14 protein-coding genes (1 of these 14 cut by a window edge) are annotated in these 22,001 nt (G+C 41.8%); 11 read left to right on the top strand and 3 right to left on the bottom strand.

From position 1 onward, the window contains the following. Positions 1–2: 2 nt before the first annotated feature. The 5 genes from FRX45_RS18035 to FRX45_RS18015 all read left to right on the top strand — a co-directional run bounded on the left by FRX45_RS18035 (position 3) and on the right by FRX45_RS18015 (position 3,584). Positions 3–1,034 (top strand): sensor histidine kinase, encoded by a 1,032-nt coding sequence (locus FRX45_RS18035; protein ID WP_152269869.1) that lies wholly within the window; start codon positions 3–5, stop codon positions 1,032–1,034. Then, entirely contained in the window at positions 1,031–1,774 is a 744-nt protein-coding gene (locus FRX45_RS18030; protein ID WP_152269868.1) for a LytR/AlgR family response regulator transcription factor, read from the top strand. Before FRX45_RS18035 ends, FRX45_RS18030 begins: the two co-directional genes overlap by 4 nt. A gap of 18 nt (positions 1,775–1,792) precedes the next feature. Beyond that, positions 1,793–2,362, top strand: a complete 570-nt coding sequence (locus FRX45_RS18025; protein WP_152269867.1) for a hypothetical protein — start codon at positions 1,793–1,795, stop codon at positions 2,360–2,362. Between the two features lie 73 nt (positions 2,363–2,435). Beyond that, a complete protein-coding gene (locus tag FRX45_RS18020; RefSeq protein WP_152269866.1) occupies positions 2,436–2,930 on the top strand; it encodes a copper resistance protein NlpE in 495 nt (164 codons plus the stop codon). 102 nt (positions 2,931–3,032) lie between these two features. Continuing rightward, complete coding sequence (locus tag FRX45_RS18015; protein ID WP_152269865.1) at positions 3,033–3,584, top strand: outer membrane beta-barrel protein; 552 nt, start codon at positions 3,033–3,035, stop codon at positions 3,582–3,584. 779 nt (positions 3,585–4,363) lie between these two features. On the opposite strand, the gene FRX45_RS18010 is transcribed toward FRX45_RS18015, so the two are convergent. The 3 genes from FRX45_RS18010 to FRX45_RS18000 form a co-directional block, all read right to left on the bottom strand. Then, entirely contained in the window at positions 4,364–5,860 is a 1,497-nt protein-coding gene (locus FRX45_RS18010) for an ATP-binding cassette domain-containing protein (protein ID WP_152269864.1), read from the bottom strand. A gap of 139 nt (positions 5,861–5,999) precedes the next feature. Further along, a complete protein-coding gene (locus FRX45_RS18005; RefSeq protein WP_152269863.1) occupies positions 6,000–6,263 on the bottom strand; it encodes a hypothetical protein in 264 nt (87 codons plus the stop codon). Positions 6,264–6,534: 271 nt separating this feature from the next. Continuing rightward, the gene (locus FRX45_RS18000) at positions 6,535–7,251 is read right to left on the bottom strand and encodes an NUDIX hydrolase (protein ID WP_317163134.1); all 717 of its coding nucleotides are present in this window, start codon (positions 7,249–7,251) and stop codon (positions 6,535–6,537) included. Positions 7,252–7,386: 135 nt separating this feature from the next. Here FRX45_RS18000 and FRX45_RS17995 point away from each other — a divergent pair, with 135 nt between their 5' ends. From FRX45_RS17995 to FRX45_RS17970, 6 genes are all read left to right on the top strand, one after another. Then, a complete protein-coding gene (locus FRX45_RS17995) occupies positions 7,387–8,055 on the top strand; it encodes an HAD family hydrolase (protein ID WP_152269862.1) in 669 nt (222 codons plus the stop codon). Positions 8,056–8,434: 379 nt separating this feature from the next. Beyond that, complete coding sequence (locus FRX45_RS17990; protein ID WP_317163133.1) at positions 8,435–11,659, top strand: SusC/RagA family TonB-linked outer membrane protein; 3,225 nt, start codon at positions 8,435–8,437, stop codon at positions 11,657–11,659. Between the two features lie 10 nt (positions 11,660–11,669). Then, positions 11,670–13,547, top strand: coding sequence for a RagB/SusD family nutrient uptake outer membrane protein (locus tag FRX45_RS17985; RefSeq protein ID WP_152269861.1), 1,878 nt, complete (start codon positions 11,670–11,672; stop codon positions 13,545–13,547). Positions 13,548–13,647: 100 nt separating this feature from the next. Next, complete coding sequence (locus FRX45_RS17980; RefSeq protein ID WP_226805443.1) at positions 13,648–16,998, top strand: VCBS repeat-containing protein; 3,351 nt, start codon at positions 13,648–13,650, stop codon at positions 16,996–16,998. 206 nt (positions 16,999–17,204) lie between these two features. Then, complete coding sequence (locus tag FRX45_RS17975) at positions 17,205–18,482, top strand: Gfo/Idh/MocA family oxidoreductase (RefSeq protein WP_152269860.1); 1,278 nt, start codon at positions 17,205–17,207, stop codon at positions 18,480–18,482. Between the two features lie 127 nt (positions 18,483–18,609). After that, positions 18,610–22,001: the 5' portion of a family 16 glycoside hydrolase gene (locus tag FRX45_RS17970; RefSeq protein ID WP_152269859.1), read on the top strand. The gene runs 31 nt beyond the window's last position; the window shows 3,392 of its 3,423 coding nt (coding positions 1–3,392); it begins with the start codon at positions 18,610–18,612; its stop codon lies beyond the right edge, outside the window.

Raw genomic sequence — 22,001 nt, 5'->3', positions numbered from 1 at the left:
CTGTGCCAGCATCAGTATTATCCATTACGAAATACAGGTTTTATTTTACAATATTCTGGATCATTTGGTCTGCCATACATGCATGGGTATTGCAGGAATGGGGCTATAGTTTTGAAGCATCCTGGTTAGATAGTGCTGTTTGCAATATCCTCCTTGCCGGAATATCCCTGCTCATTATAACCAGCCTCAGGTTTTACCTGCCGCGTAAAGAGTCATTTACTTATCTTTTTCTGATGTGTATTGGTTTTGCCCTGCTATGGCTGGGTTGTGCAAAAGTGGTGCTATCCTATGTTGCAGATGCGTTTATGGTAAGCACTTTTAGTGAGTCTATGCCCATACGGCTTGCTATTGCGATACTTGTTTCGGGATGTGTAATATTAATCAGTGTATTGTGGTATACCCTCGAAGAACAAAAAGAACAGGAAAGAAGAAAAAATGAATCGGAAAAAATTGTTCGGGATGCGGAATTGTATAAGCTGCGGCAGCAACTGCAACCACATTTTCTTTTCAACAGTTTAAATTCCATCAGCGCTCTTGTAATCAGCCAGCCGGCCGAAGCAAGAAAAATGATACAGCAGTTATCAGACTATTTGAGAAGCACTCTTAAAAAAGAAGAGCATATGTGGGTAATGCTTTCAGAAGAGTTACAATATCTTGAATTGTATTTGGATATAGAGAAAGTAAGGTTTGGTCACCGGTTAGCAACAGAAATCAGGAATGAGGCATCTGCGCTATCTGCGCAATTGCCGGCTATGCTGCTTCAGCCCATTGTTGAAAACGCTATTAAGTTCGGATTATATGATACGGTAGATGATATTACCATAGGTATTGATTGTGTTGTAGAAAATCAAATGCTTGTAGTGACTGTAAAAAACCCTTTCGATCCCGAAATTTCTCAACCCGGAAAGGGAACTGGTTTTGGGTTGCGTTCTGTACAGAGAAGATTATCGCTCCTGTTCGCAAGGAATGACCTCCTCATTACTTCTACAGCGGGAAATATTTTTATTACACAGATAAAAATCCCTCAGCAATGATTAAGGTACTCATTATAGATGATGAACCATTGGCAAGAAGTATAGTAAAAGAATATTTGCAGGACTATGCACAGATTGAGGTGCTGGAAGAATGCCGCGATGGATTTGAAGGTGTGAAGGCTGTTATGCAGCACCAGCCCGATCTTATTTTCCTGGATATACAAATGCCTAAGATTAATGGATTTGAAATGCTGGAACTTATTGAACAGCCGCCGTCTGTTATTTTTACAACTGCTTTTGATGAATATGCCATCCGTGCATTTGAAGCACATGCCGCAGATTACCTGCTAAAACCTTATAGTAAGGAGCGGTTTGACAAGGCGCTTCAAAAATGGTTGGCACAGCAGGCTAATAGTACTGGTACGGCATTTTCGTCCGCATTGCTGGAAACGGCTGCTCAAACCCCGCTTCAGCACAGCCGTATAGTGGTAAAGAGTAATGGAAAAATAAAAATTATACCGGTACACGACATACAATACTTTGAAGCCGCAGACGATTATGTAAAAATACATACGGCATCAGGCACGCACCTGAAAAATAAAACCATGCAATATTTTGAACAATTGCTGGATGCCCGTCAATTCGTACGTACCCATCGTTCTTATATTGTAAATATACAACAGGTTACCCGCCTTGATCCCTACGAAAAAGAAAACTATATAGCGGTATTGCATACCGGGTTGAAGGTGCCGGTAAGCAAAGCAGGGTACCTGAAATTAAAGCAGGTGCTGGGATTATAAATATTAAAATGATTCAAAATGAAAAAAAGTATTCAACAAATTAATTTAATCAAACATATCCCCGTTGATGTCAGGGTGTGGAACGGATGCTTTGAATTGTACACTCATCCGGAACTTAGTGTTAAAATTGATGCCGGAGCCATCAGCAATATGGACATTGTTCCTGAACTGATGTTCGCAGACGATTACATAACGATATCAAATCAATTGTTTCCGGCTATATTAGCCAAAAGTGATACCATTAAAATAAAAATTTATGTGCCAGACGAAAGTGTTGTGCATTTTCGCCAGGTTGCGGGTAACCTGTTCGTATTAGGATCATACAAAAGACTGAAAACAAAAAATTGGTTAGGCAATGTTCATTCTCATCTTGATGAACTTTTTGTACGTGAAGAAGCAACACTGGAGGTTATTTCCGGAGATGTATATATTGACTCCGAAGATCAATCTGTTATACAATCAAGATCAGGGCATGAGAATTACCAGTTTTTTAAATTCTATAATGGCAGCAGTATTAAAGCGCATACGCATATCGGTGAAGTAAAATGGAAATTTTACCCTCAAAAAGAAAAGCATTATTTCGCATAATTTTTTCAAAATATTTTATGCAGTACCTGCGGATCTGCTTAGTTTTTTTATCTTTAGTAAAAGATAAGTAAATATGAAAGAAATATTGCTGCCTGTTTGTATTATAATGTTGTTTATTGCATGCAATAGTCGTCCTGATAGCACGCCCGCCACAAATCCCAATATAGATTCCGCTCTCGCTGTAAAAACTAAAATCCCCGGCGAACCAGATGCTACACGAATGCTTATTGGCGTGTTTGAAGGCGTATTACCGTGCGCAGATTGCGAAGGAGTAAAAACTGAATTAACACTATATCAGGATGTGGCCAATGCAGATAATAACAGTTATATTCTGACGGAAACTTACCTGGGTATAAACACAGGCGACACTACATTTACCAGCAAAGGCAAGTGGGATGTATTAAAAGGGATAAAAACAGATAAGGAAGCAACCGTGTTTTTTTTGAATTATGACAGTCCGGATGAATCTAAATACTATTTAAAGGAAGACGAAGCAACCATTGTGATGCTGGATAAAGAACAAAACAGGATACAATCCTCCTTAAATTATGCTTTGAAGAAAAAGTAATCATCTTTCTATCCGGGCTTAAAACTACACATTAGACCCCTGCAGCTATCCCCTGTTTGCACAATCTTCCTGCTGCACAACCGTTATGTAGTAAATCATTCTATGAAAAAAGTAATTCTACTCTTTGTTATTGCTTTATCAACGCTGTGTGTTAGCCAGGTTTATGCACAGAAAGACGGCAAGACATTCAGCTTTGGTTTTGGTTTTGAAGGCGGACCACTGGTGTACGATGCCGATATTAAAGATGTTTTCAGCTCCGAATTCGGGCTCAGTTTAAGGTTCTCTTATAAAGCTGGACCGGGGTATGTAACCTTTACACCCGGAGCGCTGCTGGTAATGCCCAAATCGGTTAGTGAAGAAGATATTAAAATAGGTAGTCACATCCCATTAAAACTCGGCTATAAATATATTTTTGCCGAAAGATTCTTTGTAATGGGAGAAGCAGGGTATGCCGCTTACACGTTTTACTCGGCCGATCCTTTTAGCGAAAGCGATGAGATCGTTAAAGAAAAAGACGGCGGGTTTACTTTTGCGCCTTCCGTGGGTGTTAACCTGGGGAAATTTGAAGCAGGCATTCGTTATGAAGCTACCCATCTTAAAGACTCAGATACTAAAATAGGTTTATTGGGACTCAGATTAGGGTTCAACTTTTAGTTAAGCAATAAAATATGTCATTCAATCAAAAAGCTGTTGCCGATTGGCAGCGGCTTTTGCTTTTTATTCTGTTCGTACTGCTCATAAAAAAAACCGAACGACAATGTTCGGTTTACTAATTTTTTCATCAGAGGTCATGCTTTCATCGTGTACAGGCAGGTGCTGTGTTATTCCTTACTTTTAGCGGTTTCACAGGAAGCTTGCGGCTTTCATAGAAATGGAAATGACGGTTTTCAAAGGTTCCTGTTTTTCGGGAGGATATGGAATTAATTTTATGGGCTTTCGGCAGCAGCCAGCTTATTTCATAAGATTGGATCAGGAATTAATGAACGGTTATTTTTCAGAGCTGGTCTTTCAGAGGAAGGATTTTATATATTCAACGTTGACAATACAAAGATGATCAATGTTTCAGTCCCTGCATAATCTATTCGCCGCACATAGGCTTTCCTTCGATCTTAGTACATAATATTCCGATTAGCCATTTTGCTTTGCTGCTATTTTTGGAAATAAATATTGGTATGTCAAACGTAAAATGTGAGAAGTGAAACAATTCTTTCACCTTTATCCCCGTCCGGATGCCAGCCCGAAAGAACCATTCAGGCGGGGCATTCAGCCCCGCCAGGATGAAGCCGGTCGGACGGGGGCGGGCTCTCACTTTTCACAATAACATACAGACATCATTTGCTTAACTTAACATTATCATATGTCAATAGAAGAGTGCACTAATTACATTGGTTGCGATCGTTGGAATATGGTTCCGGATTATGATTCCGGCAATACTATTTATAAAGGAATGGCGTTTGCGCTTCAACCACCGTAAAAACTGCTTCGCCTTCTTCTATCTGCATAAAATGTGTTACACATTCGGGTATCTCTTCTTTATAGTGGCTTACATACAGCAAGGTAGTATCAAACATCCGGCATATATCGTCAATGATTAAACGGAATTGCTGAACATGTTCCTGGTCTAATCCCTGGCAGGGTTCATCCAATATCAGCAAAGGAGGGTTTTTTACCAGTGCGCGGGCCAATAAAACAAGCCGTTGTTCTCCTGCAGAAAGCAGCGATAGCAATTTATTTTGAACGGCTTCTAAATGAAATAACGCAACCCATTGCTTTACCTGGTCGCGCTGTGCTGCTGTTAAGGCTCTGAACAAGCCAATGGAATCAAACAGCCCGGACGCCACAGTTTCAAAACAGGTGGCTGTATAATCAAAATATACATGCATTTCAGGCGACACATAGCCGATCTTTTTTTTAATATCCCAAATGCTTTCACCGCTGCCCCTGCGCTTGTCAAACAGATAAATTTCATTGGCGTAGGCTTTCGTATTATCCCCTGTTATTAAGCTCAATAATGTGGATTTGCCTGCGCCATTCGGTCCCGATATACTCCAGTGCTCTCCTTTTTTCACCTCCCAGCTAATGTTTTTTAAAATACTTCTGTCACCATACTGCACATTTACATTCACCATTTTTACAGCATATTCAAAATTACTTTCTAATGATTGATGTAATGTTTGTAAAATGGTTTGATTAATGTGAAAGCCTGTTGGGTGAACATGTTTGTCTGGGCTGAAATCTTTTTTGGGAAGCGACGATATTAATCTTCCTTTTTCTATTGTGGCAACATGTGTTATACAATGCGGTATTTCAGTAGCGGAGGTGATTAATATTATTTTTACGCCTGCATTGCTTAATGTATTAATGATACCATTAAGCATTAACCTGCCTTCTGTATCCAACCCCACAAAAGGATTATCCAGGATCAGCAGTTGAGGTTCGCTCAATATTGCTATAGCAATTTGCAGTCTTTTATTTTCGCCATTTGATAATTGTATCAATGGTTCCTGCATTATATGTTGTATATGCACCAGCCCGGGCAATTCTGTTAATGCAATTCCTGAAGAAAGTTTTGCATGCGGGTGATTGCCGAGGTTCAGTCTTTCGGCAACTGTTATCGTGTTTTCTGCGTCCGATGCATTATATCGCTGCTGGTAATAAAAATCGGATGTGCTGGAAAGGTTTTTAAAATGATGCTGTTGTTCAACTACCGCTATAGGTGGACGCTGGCCTGTTTGACCGTTAAAAATAATGCTACCCGAATAATAATGCATGCCGGCGAGCGCATGCGCCAGGGTTGTTTTCCCGCTTCCCGATGGCCCCGTTATAGCCCATTGCTCACTGCTTTGTATAACAAGTTCAATGTGGTCAATAATTGTTCTGCTGTTGAGCCGAACAGTTACTTGCTTAAGTTGTAAAAAAGGAAAAGCCATTGTATAAAAAATATTACAATGGCTCAAGTTATTATTTTGTTTACAATCTTAAATGCGCATCTCAAACTTTTGCGCTGCTTTTCCTTTCATTCTAAGGCAATAAGCGCAGCGAAAATTTGAAACAGCAGATTCTAATGGGTTAATCCTCATCTTCATAATACGCGTCTTCGTTGCTGTAGTACGACGATTCCCACTCTTTCACTGCTTTGTCATCCAGCAGTTCAATGATCTCAAAAATAGGATCTGATTTTCGTTTCCAACCCGTCACTTCGGTTTCGCCATATCGCGTTACAAACAGGCAGTGATCGGATTCGAGCATTATCTTAATAAGGATAATGGGAGACCCTTCTTTTTCTTCAATAAGATAATAACATTCTTTTTCCAGCAAAGCATACGAATACATAACATTTCAAATTTTAAATCTGATCAATGCAGAATTAATGGGTATTAGAAATACTAATGAGGTTGTAGTACGCTAGAAAATAATGGTGTTAGAAGAACCGGTCTGTCATTGGATGTTTGAAGTTCATAGGAAACGACCCGTTCACTTCTACAAATTTACAGGAAATACGAGTCACTAAAAACCTAAAATGTCTTGAAGGTGGATATTTTAGACAAATTTAATTTCGAGCCTGTAAATGAGCACGAGTAAGTATTAATAAAAAAAATATGTATTAAAATCCATTTAAAAGTTTTTCCGGATTAGGAATGAAATTAAGGAAAGCTTTAAAATGATCAGTGTATTTACGTTTGTTCAGTTTAAAATAAAAAGCTCCCTTTTTTGAATTTTTTTTGTCTTTTTCTTTTTGTTTAACCAATAGCCCGGTAGATAATACTTTACGGCTGAAATTGCGGTTATCAAAATCCGTGTCATAAACCGCTTCATATAGCGACTGGAGTTGTGGGATAGTGAATTTTTCCGGTAAAAGTTCAAATAGAACTGGATGCATTGCGGCCTTATAACGAAGCTGCTTTTTTGCCAGTGCTACCATTTCAGTATGGTCAAAAATAAGGGTTGGCATATCCTTAAGCAGAAACCATTCTGCATGGTATTCATCACTGAGTTGCTTTTCATATTTGAGAATATCAATTAATGCGAAATAAGCAATAGAAAGTGTTCTTTCAACGGGGTCGCGGTCTGGTGCGCCAAACACGAGCAACTGTTCCATGTACACATCTTCCAGCCCGGTTAATTTTTTTAGAATGCGGTTGGAAGCATGTTCCAAACTTTCTTCCGGACGTACAAATCCACCCATCAGGCTCCATTTCCCTTTTTCGGGTTCCAGTCCTCTTTGCACAAGAAGTAATTTAATACCGTTACCATCGAAGCCAAAAATGATGCAATCAATGGCTACAAGTACGCGGGTTTCTTTGGAATAACGGGATATCATGGGCGGCAGACTGATCTGTGAATTTAGTATAAAAGCAAAATGTACAACATGAAAATAATAATTTTTATGGCGTGGAAGTCCGATTTTTGCTTTTCGGATATATATTTCCACAAGCTTACATGCAAAATAGTAGCAATGAACAAACCCTTTAAGGCTTTTATTTTTGATTTGAACGGCACGATGATAGATGATATGGCGTTTCATGTAAAAGCATGGTATCATTTATTGAATGATGAACTGGGAGCTGCTTTAAGTGAAGAACAGGTAAAAGTGCAGATGTACGGAAAAAACAGCGAGGTAATGGACCGCATATTTGGCAAAGGTCATTTTTCTGTGGAAGAGGCAGATCGTTTATCGCTTGAAAAAGAAAAAAAATACCAGGCGGCATACCTGCCGCATTTAAAGCTTATTGAAGGATTAGGCGACTTCCTTGAAGCTGCCCGCCAAAGACATATACCCATGGCCATAGGTTCTGCAGCCATACCATTTAACATTGATTTTGTTTTAGACAATCTTCACCTGCGGAAATATTTTTCTGCCATTGTAAGTGCAAATGATGTGGAACGGAGCAAGCCTGATCCCGAGACCTATTTAAAAGCGGCTGCGCTGCTGCAGACAGCGCCTCAGCACTGCTTTGTGTTCGAGGATGCGCCCAAAGGAGTAGAAGCTGCATTGAATGCAGGTATGCAAAGTATAGTACTTACTACAATGCATGAAAGAGATGAGTTTTTGCAATACCCCAATGTCGTTCAGTTTATAGAAAAGTATTCAAATACGCTTATTCAGCAACTGGTTAAAAAATAGCATCTTATTGTTTGCTGTAAATCCACAATTTTTATAGGCTCAGCCAAACAAAAACGGCGCTTTAAAATAAAATGTCAAAAAAACACTTTTGTATTAAATTTTAACTATTTTTAACATAGTTTAATATGTGAAGTTATCTTGTATATCATGAAATTTCATTGTTGAACCGCATTTGAAAGTGGCTTGCTTTATATTGAACGATTGTATTTTTTAACTCCAAAACTGATTGTTATATGAAACACTTCCTCCTGTTATTATCCTCTTAGTTATTATTTACCTGTACCTGTATAATTTAATCGGTTAAATGTACAGGCCCGGTATGAGCTCACCTATGCTATTCTTAAAATTTGTATAATTACAGACTTCAAAAAACCAAAACATGATGCAACATTTTCTGCTTCAGAAAGTAAAGCATGCTTTTGCACTAACAATGGCGTTTCTTTTTGTTAGCGCGGGCGGCTTTGCACAAGCCATTGCTGTTAAAGGCAAAGTTACCAACAACATGGCCGAGCCCATGCCCAATGCCAGCATACTTATAAAAGGCACAACAACTGGTGTTACCACGGGCGAAAACGGCACATTTAGTATTAATGTACCTAATACCCGCTCTGTGCTGGTCATTTCGGCTATTGGTCATCAAACCAAAGAAATAACCGTAGGCAATCAAACCAATATTGATGTCGTGCTTCTGGCAGGCGAATCAAGTGAACTGGATGCGGTTGTTGTAGTAGGCTATGGTACGCAAAAAAAGGTTACTGTTACGGGGGCTGTGGCCCAGGTTAAAGGTTCTGAATTGCAGAAATCACCTGCAGTGAACCTTTCTAACTCACTAGCCGGGCGCCTGCCTGGTATAACCGCTATGAATGGAAGTGGTGAGCCTGGCTACGATGGGTCAACCATCCGTATACGCGGCACCAACACATTAGGGAACAGTTCAGCGCTTATTGTAATAGATGGTGTTCCGGAACGTTCGGGCGGTTTGGATCGTATTAATCCTGCTGATATAGAAAGCATGTCTGTATTGAAAGACGCCTCTGCTGCAATCTATGGAGCGAGAGCCGCAAACGGGGTTATCTTAATTACTACTAAACATGGTAAGTCTGGCAAACCACGTTTATCTTACGATTTTAACCAGGGATGGGCACAACCTACCCGTATCCCCGAAATGTCGGACGCAGTTGAATATGGAACCATTCGCAATGAATCTCAGATATTCGAGAATGTGCCCGCCGACCAGTGGGATGCAGCCTGGCAGGCATTGACCACCACGGGAACGTACACCCGTACCGATAACGGGGCTGAAGTAAAATCACCCGCTGGCTTTGCTCCCGAAGACATGCAGAAATATAAAGATGGCTCAGATCCCTGGGGACATCCCAATACCGACTGGTTTGGCGATGCATTAAAAAAATGGTCGCCGCAACAAAAGCATAATGTGCAGGTAAATGGCGGTTCTGAAAATGTAAAATATTTTGCTTCCCTCGGCTATCAAAATCAGGATGGGTATTATAAAAATTCCGCAACAGGTTATAAGCAATACGATCTGCGTTTTAACTTAGATGCCAATATCAATAAATATATCAGGGCAAGTATTGGTGTTAACGCAAGGGAAGAGTTCCGCTTTTTCCCTACAAAGGGTGCGGGAGCTATTTTCAGGATGTTGATGCGTGGTAAACCCAATGAACCCGAAATATGGCCCAATGGTTTACCCGGCCGGGATATTGAAAACGGGGAAAATCCTATTGTGATTACTACCAATGTTACCGGTTATGATAAGGACAAAAGGGATTATTTTCAAACCAACGGAAAAGTAGAAATTGACATTCCAGGCGTGCAGGGTTTAAAAATAACCGGCACCGCCGCACTTGACAAATACATGTATGAAGGGAAAAGGTGGGAAACACCCTGGTATTTGTACTCCTGGGACAGAGTATCCTATGAGACGGATGGCGTGACTCCTCAGTTAACGAAAGAATTACGTTCTACTTTTACCGATCCCCGGCTCAGACAGAACAGTGAAACCAGCCTGAATATCTTATTGGGTGCGTTGTTGAATTACGACAGAACATTTGGCGATCACACTTTTAATTTTCTTGCCGGTATAAACCGTGAAACAGTAAATGGTGAAACATTTAATGCCTACAGGCGGTATTTCATCTCCAATGCGGTAGACCAGATGTTTGCCGGCGGTGATGCCGAAAAGAACAATGGTGGCGGAGGTTATCAGCGGGCCAGACTAAGTTATTTTGGCCGCGTGGGCTATAATTTCCAGGAAAAATACATGGCAGAATTTTTATGGCGCTACGATGGTTCCTATATGTTCCCTGAACAAAGCCGCTTTGGATTTTTCCCTGGTATTCTGGCAGGATGGAGAATTTCTGAAGAGAATTTCTTTAAGGATAATGTAAATATTATCAATAGTTTAAAGCTCAGGGCGTCTTATGGACAAATGGGTAACGACCAGGTATATTTTAATGGCGCATTACAGGAATATCAGTACCTGGCTACTTATGGATTCGACAGGACCTATATTATTGATGACCAACTGGCAAAAGCTATTTATGAAAGGCGTGTACCCAATTACGATTTTACCTGGGAAGTAGCTAACAATTTGAATGTGGGACTGGAAGGCACTTTATGGAATAATAAGATCAATTTTGAATTCGATTACTTTTATAACAAACGCGATCAGATATCTATTCAAAAGCAGGGTTCCACACCCTCCAGTTCGGGTATATCTTCTCTTTTACCGCCTGTAAATCTGGGTAAGGTTGACAACAAAGGCTGGGAATTCAAGGTCGGCTATAACGGTCAGGCAGGAGATTTCACCTACAGTGTGAGTATAAATGGCGGGTATGCTAAAAACAAGGTGATATTTTGGGATGAACCACCAAGTGGTCCGGCATGGCAAAGATCAACAGGTCACTCTATAGGCAGCAATGGTTATGCTTTCCTGGCTTTGCAGTATGATGGTGTTTTTAAAGACCAGAAAGATATTGATGCCAATACCATTAATTACTCACCAATTGGTGGAACTAATTTAAGACCCGGTGATATGAAATTTGTTGACGTAGATGGAAATGATACAATTAATGCAAACGACAGAATAAGAATGGACAAAAACCGTGACCCCACTTTTACGGGAGGTATTAATATTAATATAGGATACAAAAACTTTGATTTGTCTATCCTGTTCCAGGGTGCTACCGGTGGCTTATTGTTCTTTGGTACCGAATCGGGCGATATAGGTAATTACCTGCAATATTCTTATGATCATCGCTGGTCTATTGAAAATCCAAGCAGCACGGATCCGCGTTTAGCTAATCGTGGTAATACATACTATGCCGGCGGAACGGGTGGTGCAAATACCTACTGGTTAAGAAGCAGTAATTATCTCCGTTTAAAGAATATAGAAATCGGTTATAATCTCTCTCCCGAAATAGGCAAGCGTGTAGGCATCAGCAATTTTAGGGTATATGCCAACGGACTGAACCTGATTACCTGGGATAAAATGAAAATATGGGACCCTGAATCTACCAGCGGAAGTGGTCAGTACTACCCCCAGGCCAGGCTTTTAAATCTCGGCTTCAGAGTAACCTTTTAAATGATTAACTATGACACGAAGACTGAATAATATATCACTCCTATTTATTATTACACTTGTACTTTTTGCGTGTAATAAAGACTTTTTAAACACTAAGCCCCTGGGTGAGGTTTCTTCTGAGGATGTATGGAAAGACGGCGCGCTTACCGAGGCGTTTGTAACAGAAATTTACAATGGATTGGAAACGGGCGGATTTAATGAGCAAATGCTCGCCTCCCTCACCGATGAAGCCGTATTTACCCATACGGGGAGAAGCATTAACACGGTTAATGAGGGAAGTTTAAGTCCTTCCAATACCGGTTGGGTAAGCGGCACCTACAATTGGGCAACCATGTATAGCAGAATACGATCGTGCAATGTGGCGCTGGAAAATATAAGAACCGCTACGTTTGATAACCAGGCCCTGAAAGACAGGCTGTCTGGTGAAGCGCATTTTTTAAGAGGTTATTATTACCAACAGTTGGTGAGGTATTATGGCGGCGTTCCATTAGTAGACAAGGCTTATGGGCTGGACGAAGATTATACAATCGCCAGGAGCAGTTTTGAAGATTGCGTGAACTTTATTGTTAAGGAATGCGATTCCGCGGTAGCTTTACTGGATGGCGTTAGCATAGCGAAAGGAAGAGCTACAGCTAACGCGGCCCTGGCTTTAAAATCAAGAATTTTATTGTATGCGGCAAGTGATATGCATGATGTTCCTACGTTACAGGCAAAAACAACATTACTTGCAAACTTTTCCACTCCTGAAGTATTAGGTTATACCAGTGGCGACAGGAATACCCGTTGGCAGGCCGCTAAAGATGCCGCTAAAGCAGTTATGGATGCAGCGGGTTCAGGATATAAGCTAAACCTCAATGCTCCCGTTTCTGCCGAAGAAGGTAAAAACAACTACATGTCTATTGCAATGGGCGGTGGTAGCAAAGCTCCCGGGGTAGACGCGTCAGCAGCCAGTGAAATAATCTTTGGAAGGTATTTTGTACCTGAAAAAGATGAAGGCGGAAGCTATCAGGGGCTATACAATGGACCTAATGGTTATCATAACTGGGCGGGCAATACACCTATTGGTTTATTAGTTGATGATTATGAGATGATGGATGGCTCAAAATTTTCATGGAGCAATCCTGTGCATAAAGCGCATCCATACGTGAACAGGGATCCCAGGTTATATTCCAGTATTCTGTATGACGGCGCTTCCTGGAAACCACGTGATCTTATATCGGGCAATGTTGATCCGGCAAATCAGATTCAGACAGGTCAGTACGACCTGAAAATTGGAGGTACACTTGTTAACTTTAATGGATTGGATACCCGTAGCAGTACCATAGAAGACTGGAATGGAAGTCGCACTGGCTATTATGTAAGGAAATTTATTGATCCTGATCCTGGAATAGTGGATAATAATACCAGACAATACCTTCCATGGCCTTTTTTCCGTTATACGGAAGCTGTATTTAATTATATTGAAGCTTGTATTGAATTGGGAGAAGACCCTGAAGCAAGAGACTGGTTAAATAAAATCCGGTTCAGGGCGGGAATGCCTGCTGTTACAGAATCGGGTGCTGCTTTGAGAGACCGTTACAGGAATGAAAGAAGAATAGAAATGTCCTTTGAAGAGCAGCGTTATCACGATGCCCGTCGCTGGCTGATTGCGCCAACTACACTTGGTCGTAAAATTACATTTATCAGCGTATTGGGTAAATTTAAACCGGGGAAAGAATTAAATGGCACCTACAAACATGATGAAACCATTTATGATTACACTTACACATCCGTTGTGGATCAGAACCATGAGGACCGTACCTGGGTGGATAAGATGTACTTCAGACCAATTAACCTTGATGAGATCAATAAAAACGGCAAGTTGGTTCAAAACCCCGGCTACGATTAATTGTTTATTTAAATTTTGATATTGCTTACCTTTAAATCTATGCTGGCCTTAAGCCGGCATAGATTTTTTAAAGCATATCCCTCATTCAAATTTTTGCACTGTGCTGCGATTTAAAATACTGCCCACAATAACATATTTTATTGTTGCATCTTGTTTATTTAGTTGCTCATCACCTGCCAACAGAAAAAAAGATGACAATAAAAAAGCGGACCCTTTATTTGCGCTGTTATCACCCAACCAAACCAATATCCATTTTAGTAACATCCTTGAAGAAAACCTCAATCTCAATGTGTTGATGTATGAATATATATACAATGGTGGAGGGGTAGCAGCAGGCGACGTAAATGGAGACGGTTTGCAGGATCTTTATTTTTCCGGCAACACGGTTGAAAATAAATTATACCTCAACAAGGGTAATATGCAATTTGAAGATATTACTGTAAAAGCAGGTGTGGGTGGCAGAGCCGGTCCATGGAAAACAGGCGTAACCATGGCCGATGTAAATGGCGACGGATTAACAGATATATATGCCTGTTACTCGGGAAGATTGCCTGCGGCAAAACGATTAAACCAACTATTCATCAACCAGGGGAAAGATAAAGACGGCATCCCGGTTTTTGCTGATCAGGCTGCACAGTATGGATTAGCCGATTCTTCGTTCAGCACCCAGGGATATTTTTTTGATTATGATAAGGATGGCGACCTGGATATGCTGCTGCTTAATCATAATCCCAGTTCCCTGCCGGTTTTGGATGAGGCAAGTACAGCCGGCATTCTGAAACAAACAGACCCTGAAATAGGCATAAAATTATTCAAAAATGATAAAAATGTATTTAGGAATGTAACAGCAGCATCGAAAATAAGCAATTCTGCTTTAACCTACGGACTGGGTGCGGGCATTGCCGATATCAATGGCGATGGCTGGCAGGATATTTATATCTGCAACGACTATAGCGTTCCCGATTATCTGTATATTAATAACAAGAACGGCAGTTTTACCGATATAAAGCAAACTGCACTGGGTCATACAACCCATTTTGGTATGGGCAATGACGTGAGCGATATTAATAATGATGCTTATCCTGATATTATAACATTGGATATGTTGCCCGAAGATAACCGCAGGCAAAAAATACTGGTAGCCCCTGATAATTATGAAAAATTCGACCTCATGCTGCGCAGCGGCTTTTATTATCAGTATATGCGCAATATGCTCCAGGTAAATAATGGCAATGGCACATTCAGTGAAACAGGGCAGTTGTCGGGCATTTCAAATACAGACTGGAGCTGGGCGCCGCTCGTTGCCGATTTTGATAACGACGGATGGAAGGATATGTATGTAACGAATGGCTATACAAGGGACTATACCGATATGGATTTTATAAAATACATGAACGATTACGTGCAGCACAACAGCGGCGATATCAAACGACAGAACGTGCTGGACCTGGTGCATCAAATTCCATCGTCCGATGTTGTTAATTACATGTTCCGTAACAACGGCGATCTTACCTTCAGCAATGTAAGTGCCGAATGGGGTTTTGATATTCCCTCTAATAGTAACGGTGGGGTATATGCGGATTTAGATAATGATGGGGCGCTGGATTTAATTATCAATAACATCAATAAACCCGCATTTGTGTATCATAACCTGTCTGCAGAAAAAAATGCGCATCATTTTCTGCAGGTTAAATTAGAAGGGGCAGCTCAAAATACGCAGGGGCTTGGCGCAAAAATTACCGTATACAATAAAGGGAAAATACAATATGCGGAGCAAATGCCGGCAAGAGGCTACCAGTCGTCTGTAACGGCTGTAGTGCATTTCGGATTGGGCAATGATAGTAATATAGATTCTATCAGGGTGGTATGGTTAAGCGGCAGGGAACAAATAGTGCATGGTATAAAAGCGGATCAGCAGATCACATTCAATGAAAAAGATGCTGCATCATCTTATCGCATTCAAATAAAAGACGATCCGTTATTTAAAGAAATTAAATCGCCCCTTGCATTTGCACATGCCCAAAGCAACATAAACGACTTTAAACGGCAACCCCTGATGATAAATCCAATGTCATTTTTTGGCCCCTGTTTAAATAAAGCAGATGTAAATGGCGACGGACTGGAAGATATATTTGCCGGGGGTACTTCGGGACAGGCGGGTGTATTATATATGCAACAAAGAGGCGGGCAATTTGTTATGCAGCCGCAACCTGCTTTTGAAGCGGACAAAATGAGTGAAGACGCCGATGCTGTTTTTTTTGATGCCAATGGCGACGGATTCACTGATCTTTATGTTGCCAGCGGGGGATATCACAGCTTTGCTCCGGGCGATACACGGCTGCAGGACAGGCTATACCTGAATAATGGTAAAGGAAATTTCAAAAAATCAGAAGATGCTTTACCAGCCATGCATTTCAGTAAAAGTTGCGTGCGAATAAGCGATATCAATGGCGATGGCCATCCGGATGCCTTTGTAGGAAGCCGGGTCATTCCCGGCCGTTACCCCGAAACACCACAGAGTTATATACTTATAAATGACGGCAAAGGCCGTTTCAGCGATCAAACAAAAAACATCGCGCCTGCATTACAATACGCAGGTATGATAACAGATGCTGCATGGTTAGACATGAATGACGATACTAAACCCGACCTGGTTATTATGGGAGAATGGATGCCGGTAATGGTATTCGTGAATAACAATGGTAAGCTGGAAGATAAAACCAGTACATATTTTGAAAAGCCCTGCTATGGTTGGTGGAACAAGCTATTGGTACAGGACATGAATGGCGACGGCAAACCTGACCTTATAGCAGGTAATCTTGGATTGAATACACAGTGCAGGGTAAGCGAAAAAGAACCTGCAGAAATGTATTTTAAGGATTTTGACGATAACGGATCTGTTGATCCCATACTATGTTTTTATATACAGAACAAAAGCTATCCTTATATTACAAGAGACGAATTGCTGGATCAGATGAGTACTATGCGAACAAGGTATACCAGTTATAAAGATTTCGCCGATCAAACCCTGCATGATATTTTCAGCAGCAGCGACCTGGAAGACGCCGGGCATTTAAAAGCCGATTGCCTGAGCACAACCTACTTTGAAATGGGAAGTGATAATAGGTTTCATGGCAAACCACTGCCTTTGCCTGCACAGGCATCACCGGTATTTACTATTAATGCTTTGGATTATGATAAGGATGGAAAGCAGGATTTGCTTTTATGTGGCAACATTAACCAGGCCCGTTTGCGCTTTGGTAAGTATGATGCTAATTATGGTGTACTGCTGAAAGGTGATGGCAGTGGAAATTTTGAATATGTACCGCAATGGAAATCCGGTTTTCGGTTATGGGGCGATGTAAGAAGTGTGCTGCAGGTCAATGGTAACTGGTTGTTCGGTATGAACCAAAGTGAAATAAAAGCATATAAACTGGAAAGTGAAAAGTAGTCGTGAGTTAGCTATAAAGCAGGAGTATAAAAGCCTGATGTAGCCTTGTGTATTCCGCAGGCTATAAATTTTTTTAGAATTACCGGAAATGCTATCTGAATGTCATAACTCCCCCTGTCTTATATTTAAGCAAACGTTTGTGCACCTGTTTTAATATAATAATTAGTACTTTAGAACTTTCCTCAGTAAAATTTTTCATCATCAATATGAAGTCAAAACAAAAAAATTCGAGGCGCCTGTTTCTGAAAAATTCAATAGGCGCCTTAGCGGCATTTACCATTGTTCCCAGGCATGTTTTAGGCGGCACCGGTTACCTGGCGCCGAGCGATACACTTACAAAAGCTGTAATAGGTGTAGGGGGCATGGGCCGTGGGCATTTTGCATATGCAGGTACAAAAACAGTAGCTGTTTGCGATGTAGATACACGGCATATTCAACTGGCCTTAGATGCGCTGGGCGGTGGAAAGGGTGTAAAAACCTTCAGGGATTACCGGGAACTGATTACACTGCCTGAAGTAGACATTGTGCATATTGCTACCCCTCCCCACTGGCACGGTATTATTGCCGCCGATGCGGCACGCGCCGGTAAAGACATTTGGTGTGAAAAACCCATGACGCGCACCATTGGAGAAGGCAAACGCCTGGTGGAAGCAGTGCAGCAGCATGGTCGAATATTTCGTTTGAATACCTGGTTCCGCTTTTCAGATAATTTTTATGGAATGGGCACTACAGTAAAACCCATTAAAAAATTAGTAGAAAGCGGGTTGCTGGGTTGGCCCTTAAAAGTTACGGTAAGCAGGCATACCGGCTTCGACTGGAAATTTTACTGGGTAGGCAAAACGCACCTGGAGCCGGAACCCATACCAAAAGAACTGGATTATGACAGGTGGCTCGGACCAGCTCCTTATAAACCTTATAATCCGCATCGCGTACACACTACTTTTCGCGGTTACTGGGATTATGATGGAGGCGGACTGGGCGATATGGGGCAGCACTATATAGATCCTGTTCAGTATTTTCTGGGTAAAGACGATACAAGCCCGGTGCAGATAGAGGTGGATGCTCCGCAGCAGCACGATGATGCAGTGGGCACCTGGCGCAAAATTAGTTATACCTACGAAGACGGATGCCAGATTATCTTAGACGGGGCCGGCACGGAGGAAAATGCAGCCTATATTGAAGGTCCCAAAGGAAAGTTATACCCGGGCTTCCGCTCAGATATTCCCGAACTGGAAAGAAAGCTGGCCGCATTCCCCGATCCTTTGCCGCAGGTAACCGATTTTGTGGATGCCGTGAAGAATAGAAAAAAATTCGCATTGAATGAATCCAATGGCCATCGTTCGGCTACAATAGTGAATTTGGGTAAAATTGCCCTCCAGTTAGGTCGTTCGTTAAAATATGATCCGGTAAAGCAGGAATTTATTAATGACGAAGGAGCGAACCGCCTGCTCAATCCACCTTTACGTGAACCCTGGTTTATGTAAAATGCGGAGTACTACACGTAAAGTATTACTGCGCTAAAAAGTTGAAAGCTATTTCGCGAAGTTTTCAAAACGTACCGGAATTGCAGAAGCAGGTATTAAAATATTAAACAAGACAATTTTCATTTACATGCGACAAATAATAATCACATTTCTTTTTTGCTTCAGTATGGTGCAGATGGCTGCTGCACAAACCGATGATAACCGTACGGTTACTACTAAAATAGCCGATCTGCTGGCAAAAATACCTGCAGAAGATTCAATACAATTAAATGCCAATGCAGAAGCAGTAGCCAAACTGGGAGAAGACGGTTTAACAGAATTGGTTAGCCGTTTAAATACGCAGGGCGATCATACCAAACTGCACTATGCCATTAATGGATTTTCATTTTCTGCCAGTCAACCGGGTAAAGAAAACTGGCGCCAGATGGCAATTAAGGCATATGGGGAGGCACTTCAAAAACTGTCTGATAAGGAAGCGAAATTGTTCATCATTACACAAATGGAACATGTGGGTAAGGATGATGCGGTGGCTTACCTGCAAGCTTACCTGCAGGATGAAAGGCTTTCCGATGCGGCATCAAGGGCTTTAGCCAGCATTAATACCGAAGCATCCAATAATGCCTTGTTGCAGGCATTGTCCAATGCCACAGGTAACGCACAATTGTCGCTTGTTCAGGCGCTTGGCGATACCCGGTCCACCGCTGCTGTACAACCGGTTTCGGCACTGGTTAAAAGCAATGATCCCAACTTAGCCAAAGTGTCTTTATATACCCTGGCCCGCATTGGCGATCCTTCTTCATTAAAACTGCTGAATGCCTCTGCTGCTAAAAGCGGTTACAGCTACGATGTAACAGATGCCACAGCCTCTTATTTATTATATCTTAATCAATTAGTGGCTAATGGGCATACGGGGGAAGCCGAAAAAGCAGCAAAAAAATTACTTAAAAAGGCTTCGGATCAGGTACATACCCGCACAGCAGCTTTAAAATTACTAACGGATATCCAGGGTGAAAACAGCGTGGAACTGTTAACCAAAGCCATGAAAGATAAAAATGCGGAGTACCGGGCTGCTGCATTGAAATATGGCCGTCCCTATCTTAATGAAATCAATTCCGCACAATGGATAAAAACTTTCAATAAAGCTGATTATGCTGCCCAGGCGGGAATACTTAAAATGTTTGGCGATAAAGCGATGTCTACTGCTTTACCTCTTGCCCTTCAATCATTGCAAAGCAGCGATGCAGATGTTCGCCTGGCTGCTATTACTGCTGCCGCAAAAATTGGCGGGCAGGAAACTTTACCGGCTTTGCTGAATGTATTGAAGAACGGCAATGCGGCAGAAATAGCGGCAGTACAAACGGCACTGTTATCTGTAAAGGGCGATAAACTGATTCCGGACGTAAGTGAAGCACTGGAAACTGCCTCCCCAGCCGGTAAAGCGGCGTTAATAGAAATACTGGGAGAAAGAGCTGCCCGGGGAAAAGTAAAAGATGTAATGCCTTTCGTTAACAGCTCCGATACCATAGTGAGCAAAGCAGCACGGGAGGCTTTAAAAAAGATGGTTTCGCCGGTTCAGGCTCCTCAATTATCATCGTTGCTGTTGTCTGCAAAAACTGCGGGCGATGTTACTGATATGCAGGAGTTGCTGGTTTCCGCTTTAAGCAATATGAAGAATCCGGAACAGGCAGGCAGCATTATTGTAGCCCAGGAAAAAAAGGCTCCGGCAGAAAAAAAATCACTTTTTTATAATGTATTGGCCGGTATTGGCGGAAAAAAGGGACTAAGCACAGTGCTGAATGCTTTTTCCGGCGGCAATGACCAAACCAAAGCAGCCGTTATTGCTGCACTTTCGAACTGGAAAGGCGGGCTGGCTACCACGCAGTTATACCAGATACTGGAACAGGAAGGTAAAGGGGCTGTTGCACCCGAAGCAGTAAATGGGTTTATAAAACAGATCAGCATTTCCGAAAACACAGGAGACCAAAAACTCATTCTGTTGCGCAACGCCATGGATTTTGCCGGCAGTGCGGATCAAAAAAAGGAAATTTTGAACCAGGTGGGGAAATGCAAAACATTTCCTGCATTATTATATGCCGGGAATTTTTTAGATGATCCTGCCTTGCAGCGGCAGGCCGGATTGGCAGTAATGGACATTGCTTTAGCCGACAAATCCATTTATGGAGATAATGTAAGGCGTTTACTGGAAAAGACCATACAGGTACTGGGAAGCGGCAATGAAGGTCAGTATTTAAAGGAAGCCATTCAAAAACATCTTGCGGCCATGCCGCAAGGCGAAGGCTATGTTCCGTTATTTAACGGGAAAGACCTTACAGGCTGGAAGGGATTGGTTGCCGATCCCATCAAACGTTCAAAAATGGACGCTAAAACCCTGGAAGATGAGCAGAAAAAGGCCGATGAAATCATGCGTACAGGCTGGGTTGTAAAAGATGGTTTGCTGGTTTTTACCGGCAAAGGTGAAAACTTGTGTACGGTAAAAAAATATGGCGATTTTGAAATGTATGTAGACTGGAAGATAACCAAAGATGGTGATGCAGGCATATACCTGCGGGGAACACCGCAGGTTCAGATTTGGGATACTTCGAGGGTAGATGTGGGAGCGCAGGTGGGTTCAGGGGGATTGTACAATAACCAGAAAAATGAGAGCAAACCATCCAGGCTGGCTGATAATGCCATTGGCGACTGGAATACATTCCATATTACCATGGTAGGCGACCAGGTTACAGTTTACCTGAACGGGCAATTGGTAGTGGATAAAGTGCCGCTTGAGAATTACTGGGATCGCAATCTTCCTATTTTCCCCCGGGAGCAGATAGAACTGCAGGCGCACGGCACCTACGTAGCGTACAGGGATATATATATTCGTGATATCCCGCGTCCTGAGCCCTATACGCTTACCCCTGAGGAAAGAAAGGAAGGATACAAAATACTGTTTGATGGTACGGCATTGCACGAGTGGGTGGGCAATAAAACCTCCTATATCATAGAAGATGGAAATATAGCCGTATACCCCAAACGGGGAGGCAATGGTAACCTTTATACAAAAGATGAGTATAGTGATTTTATTTATCGCTTCGAATTTAAGCTTACTCCCGGAGCTAATAATGGCATCGGAATCCGGGCTCCGTTAACCGGAGATGGTGCTTATGAAGGGATGGAAATACAGGTTCTTGACAATGATGCGGATATTTATAAAGACCTGAAGCCTTACCAGTACCACGGTTCTGTTTACGGCGTAATACCTGCTAAACGCGGTTTTTTAAAACCTGTAGGGGAGTGGAACCAGGAAGAGATTGAGATCAGGGGCAATAAGATCAAAATTACACTCAATGGCACGGTTATCGTGGAGGGTGATATTGCTGAAGCGAGTAATAATGGCACGGCAGATCACCGCGATCATCCCGGTCTGAAACGAACAACGGGGCATATTGGTTTTTTGGGACATGGTGATGTACTATTTTTTCGCAACATCAGGATAAAGGATTTAAGTAAAACGGAAGC

This window comes from Agriterribacter humi (assembly GCF_009192765.1).
Classification (GTDB): Bacteria; Bacteroidota; Bacteroidia; order Chitinophagales; family Chitinophagaceae; genus Agriterribacter; species Agriterribacter humi.
Note: the sequence above shows the minus strand (reverse complement) of the source record. Positions and strands in the feature narration are given on the sequence as shown.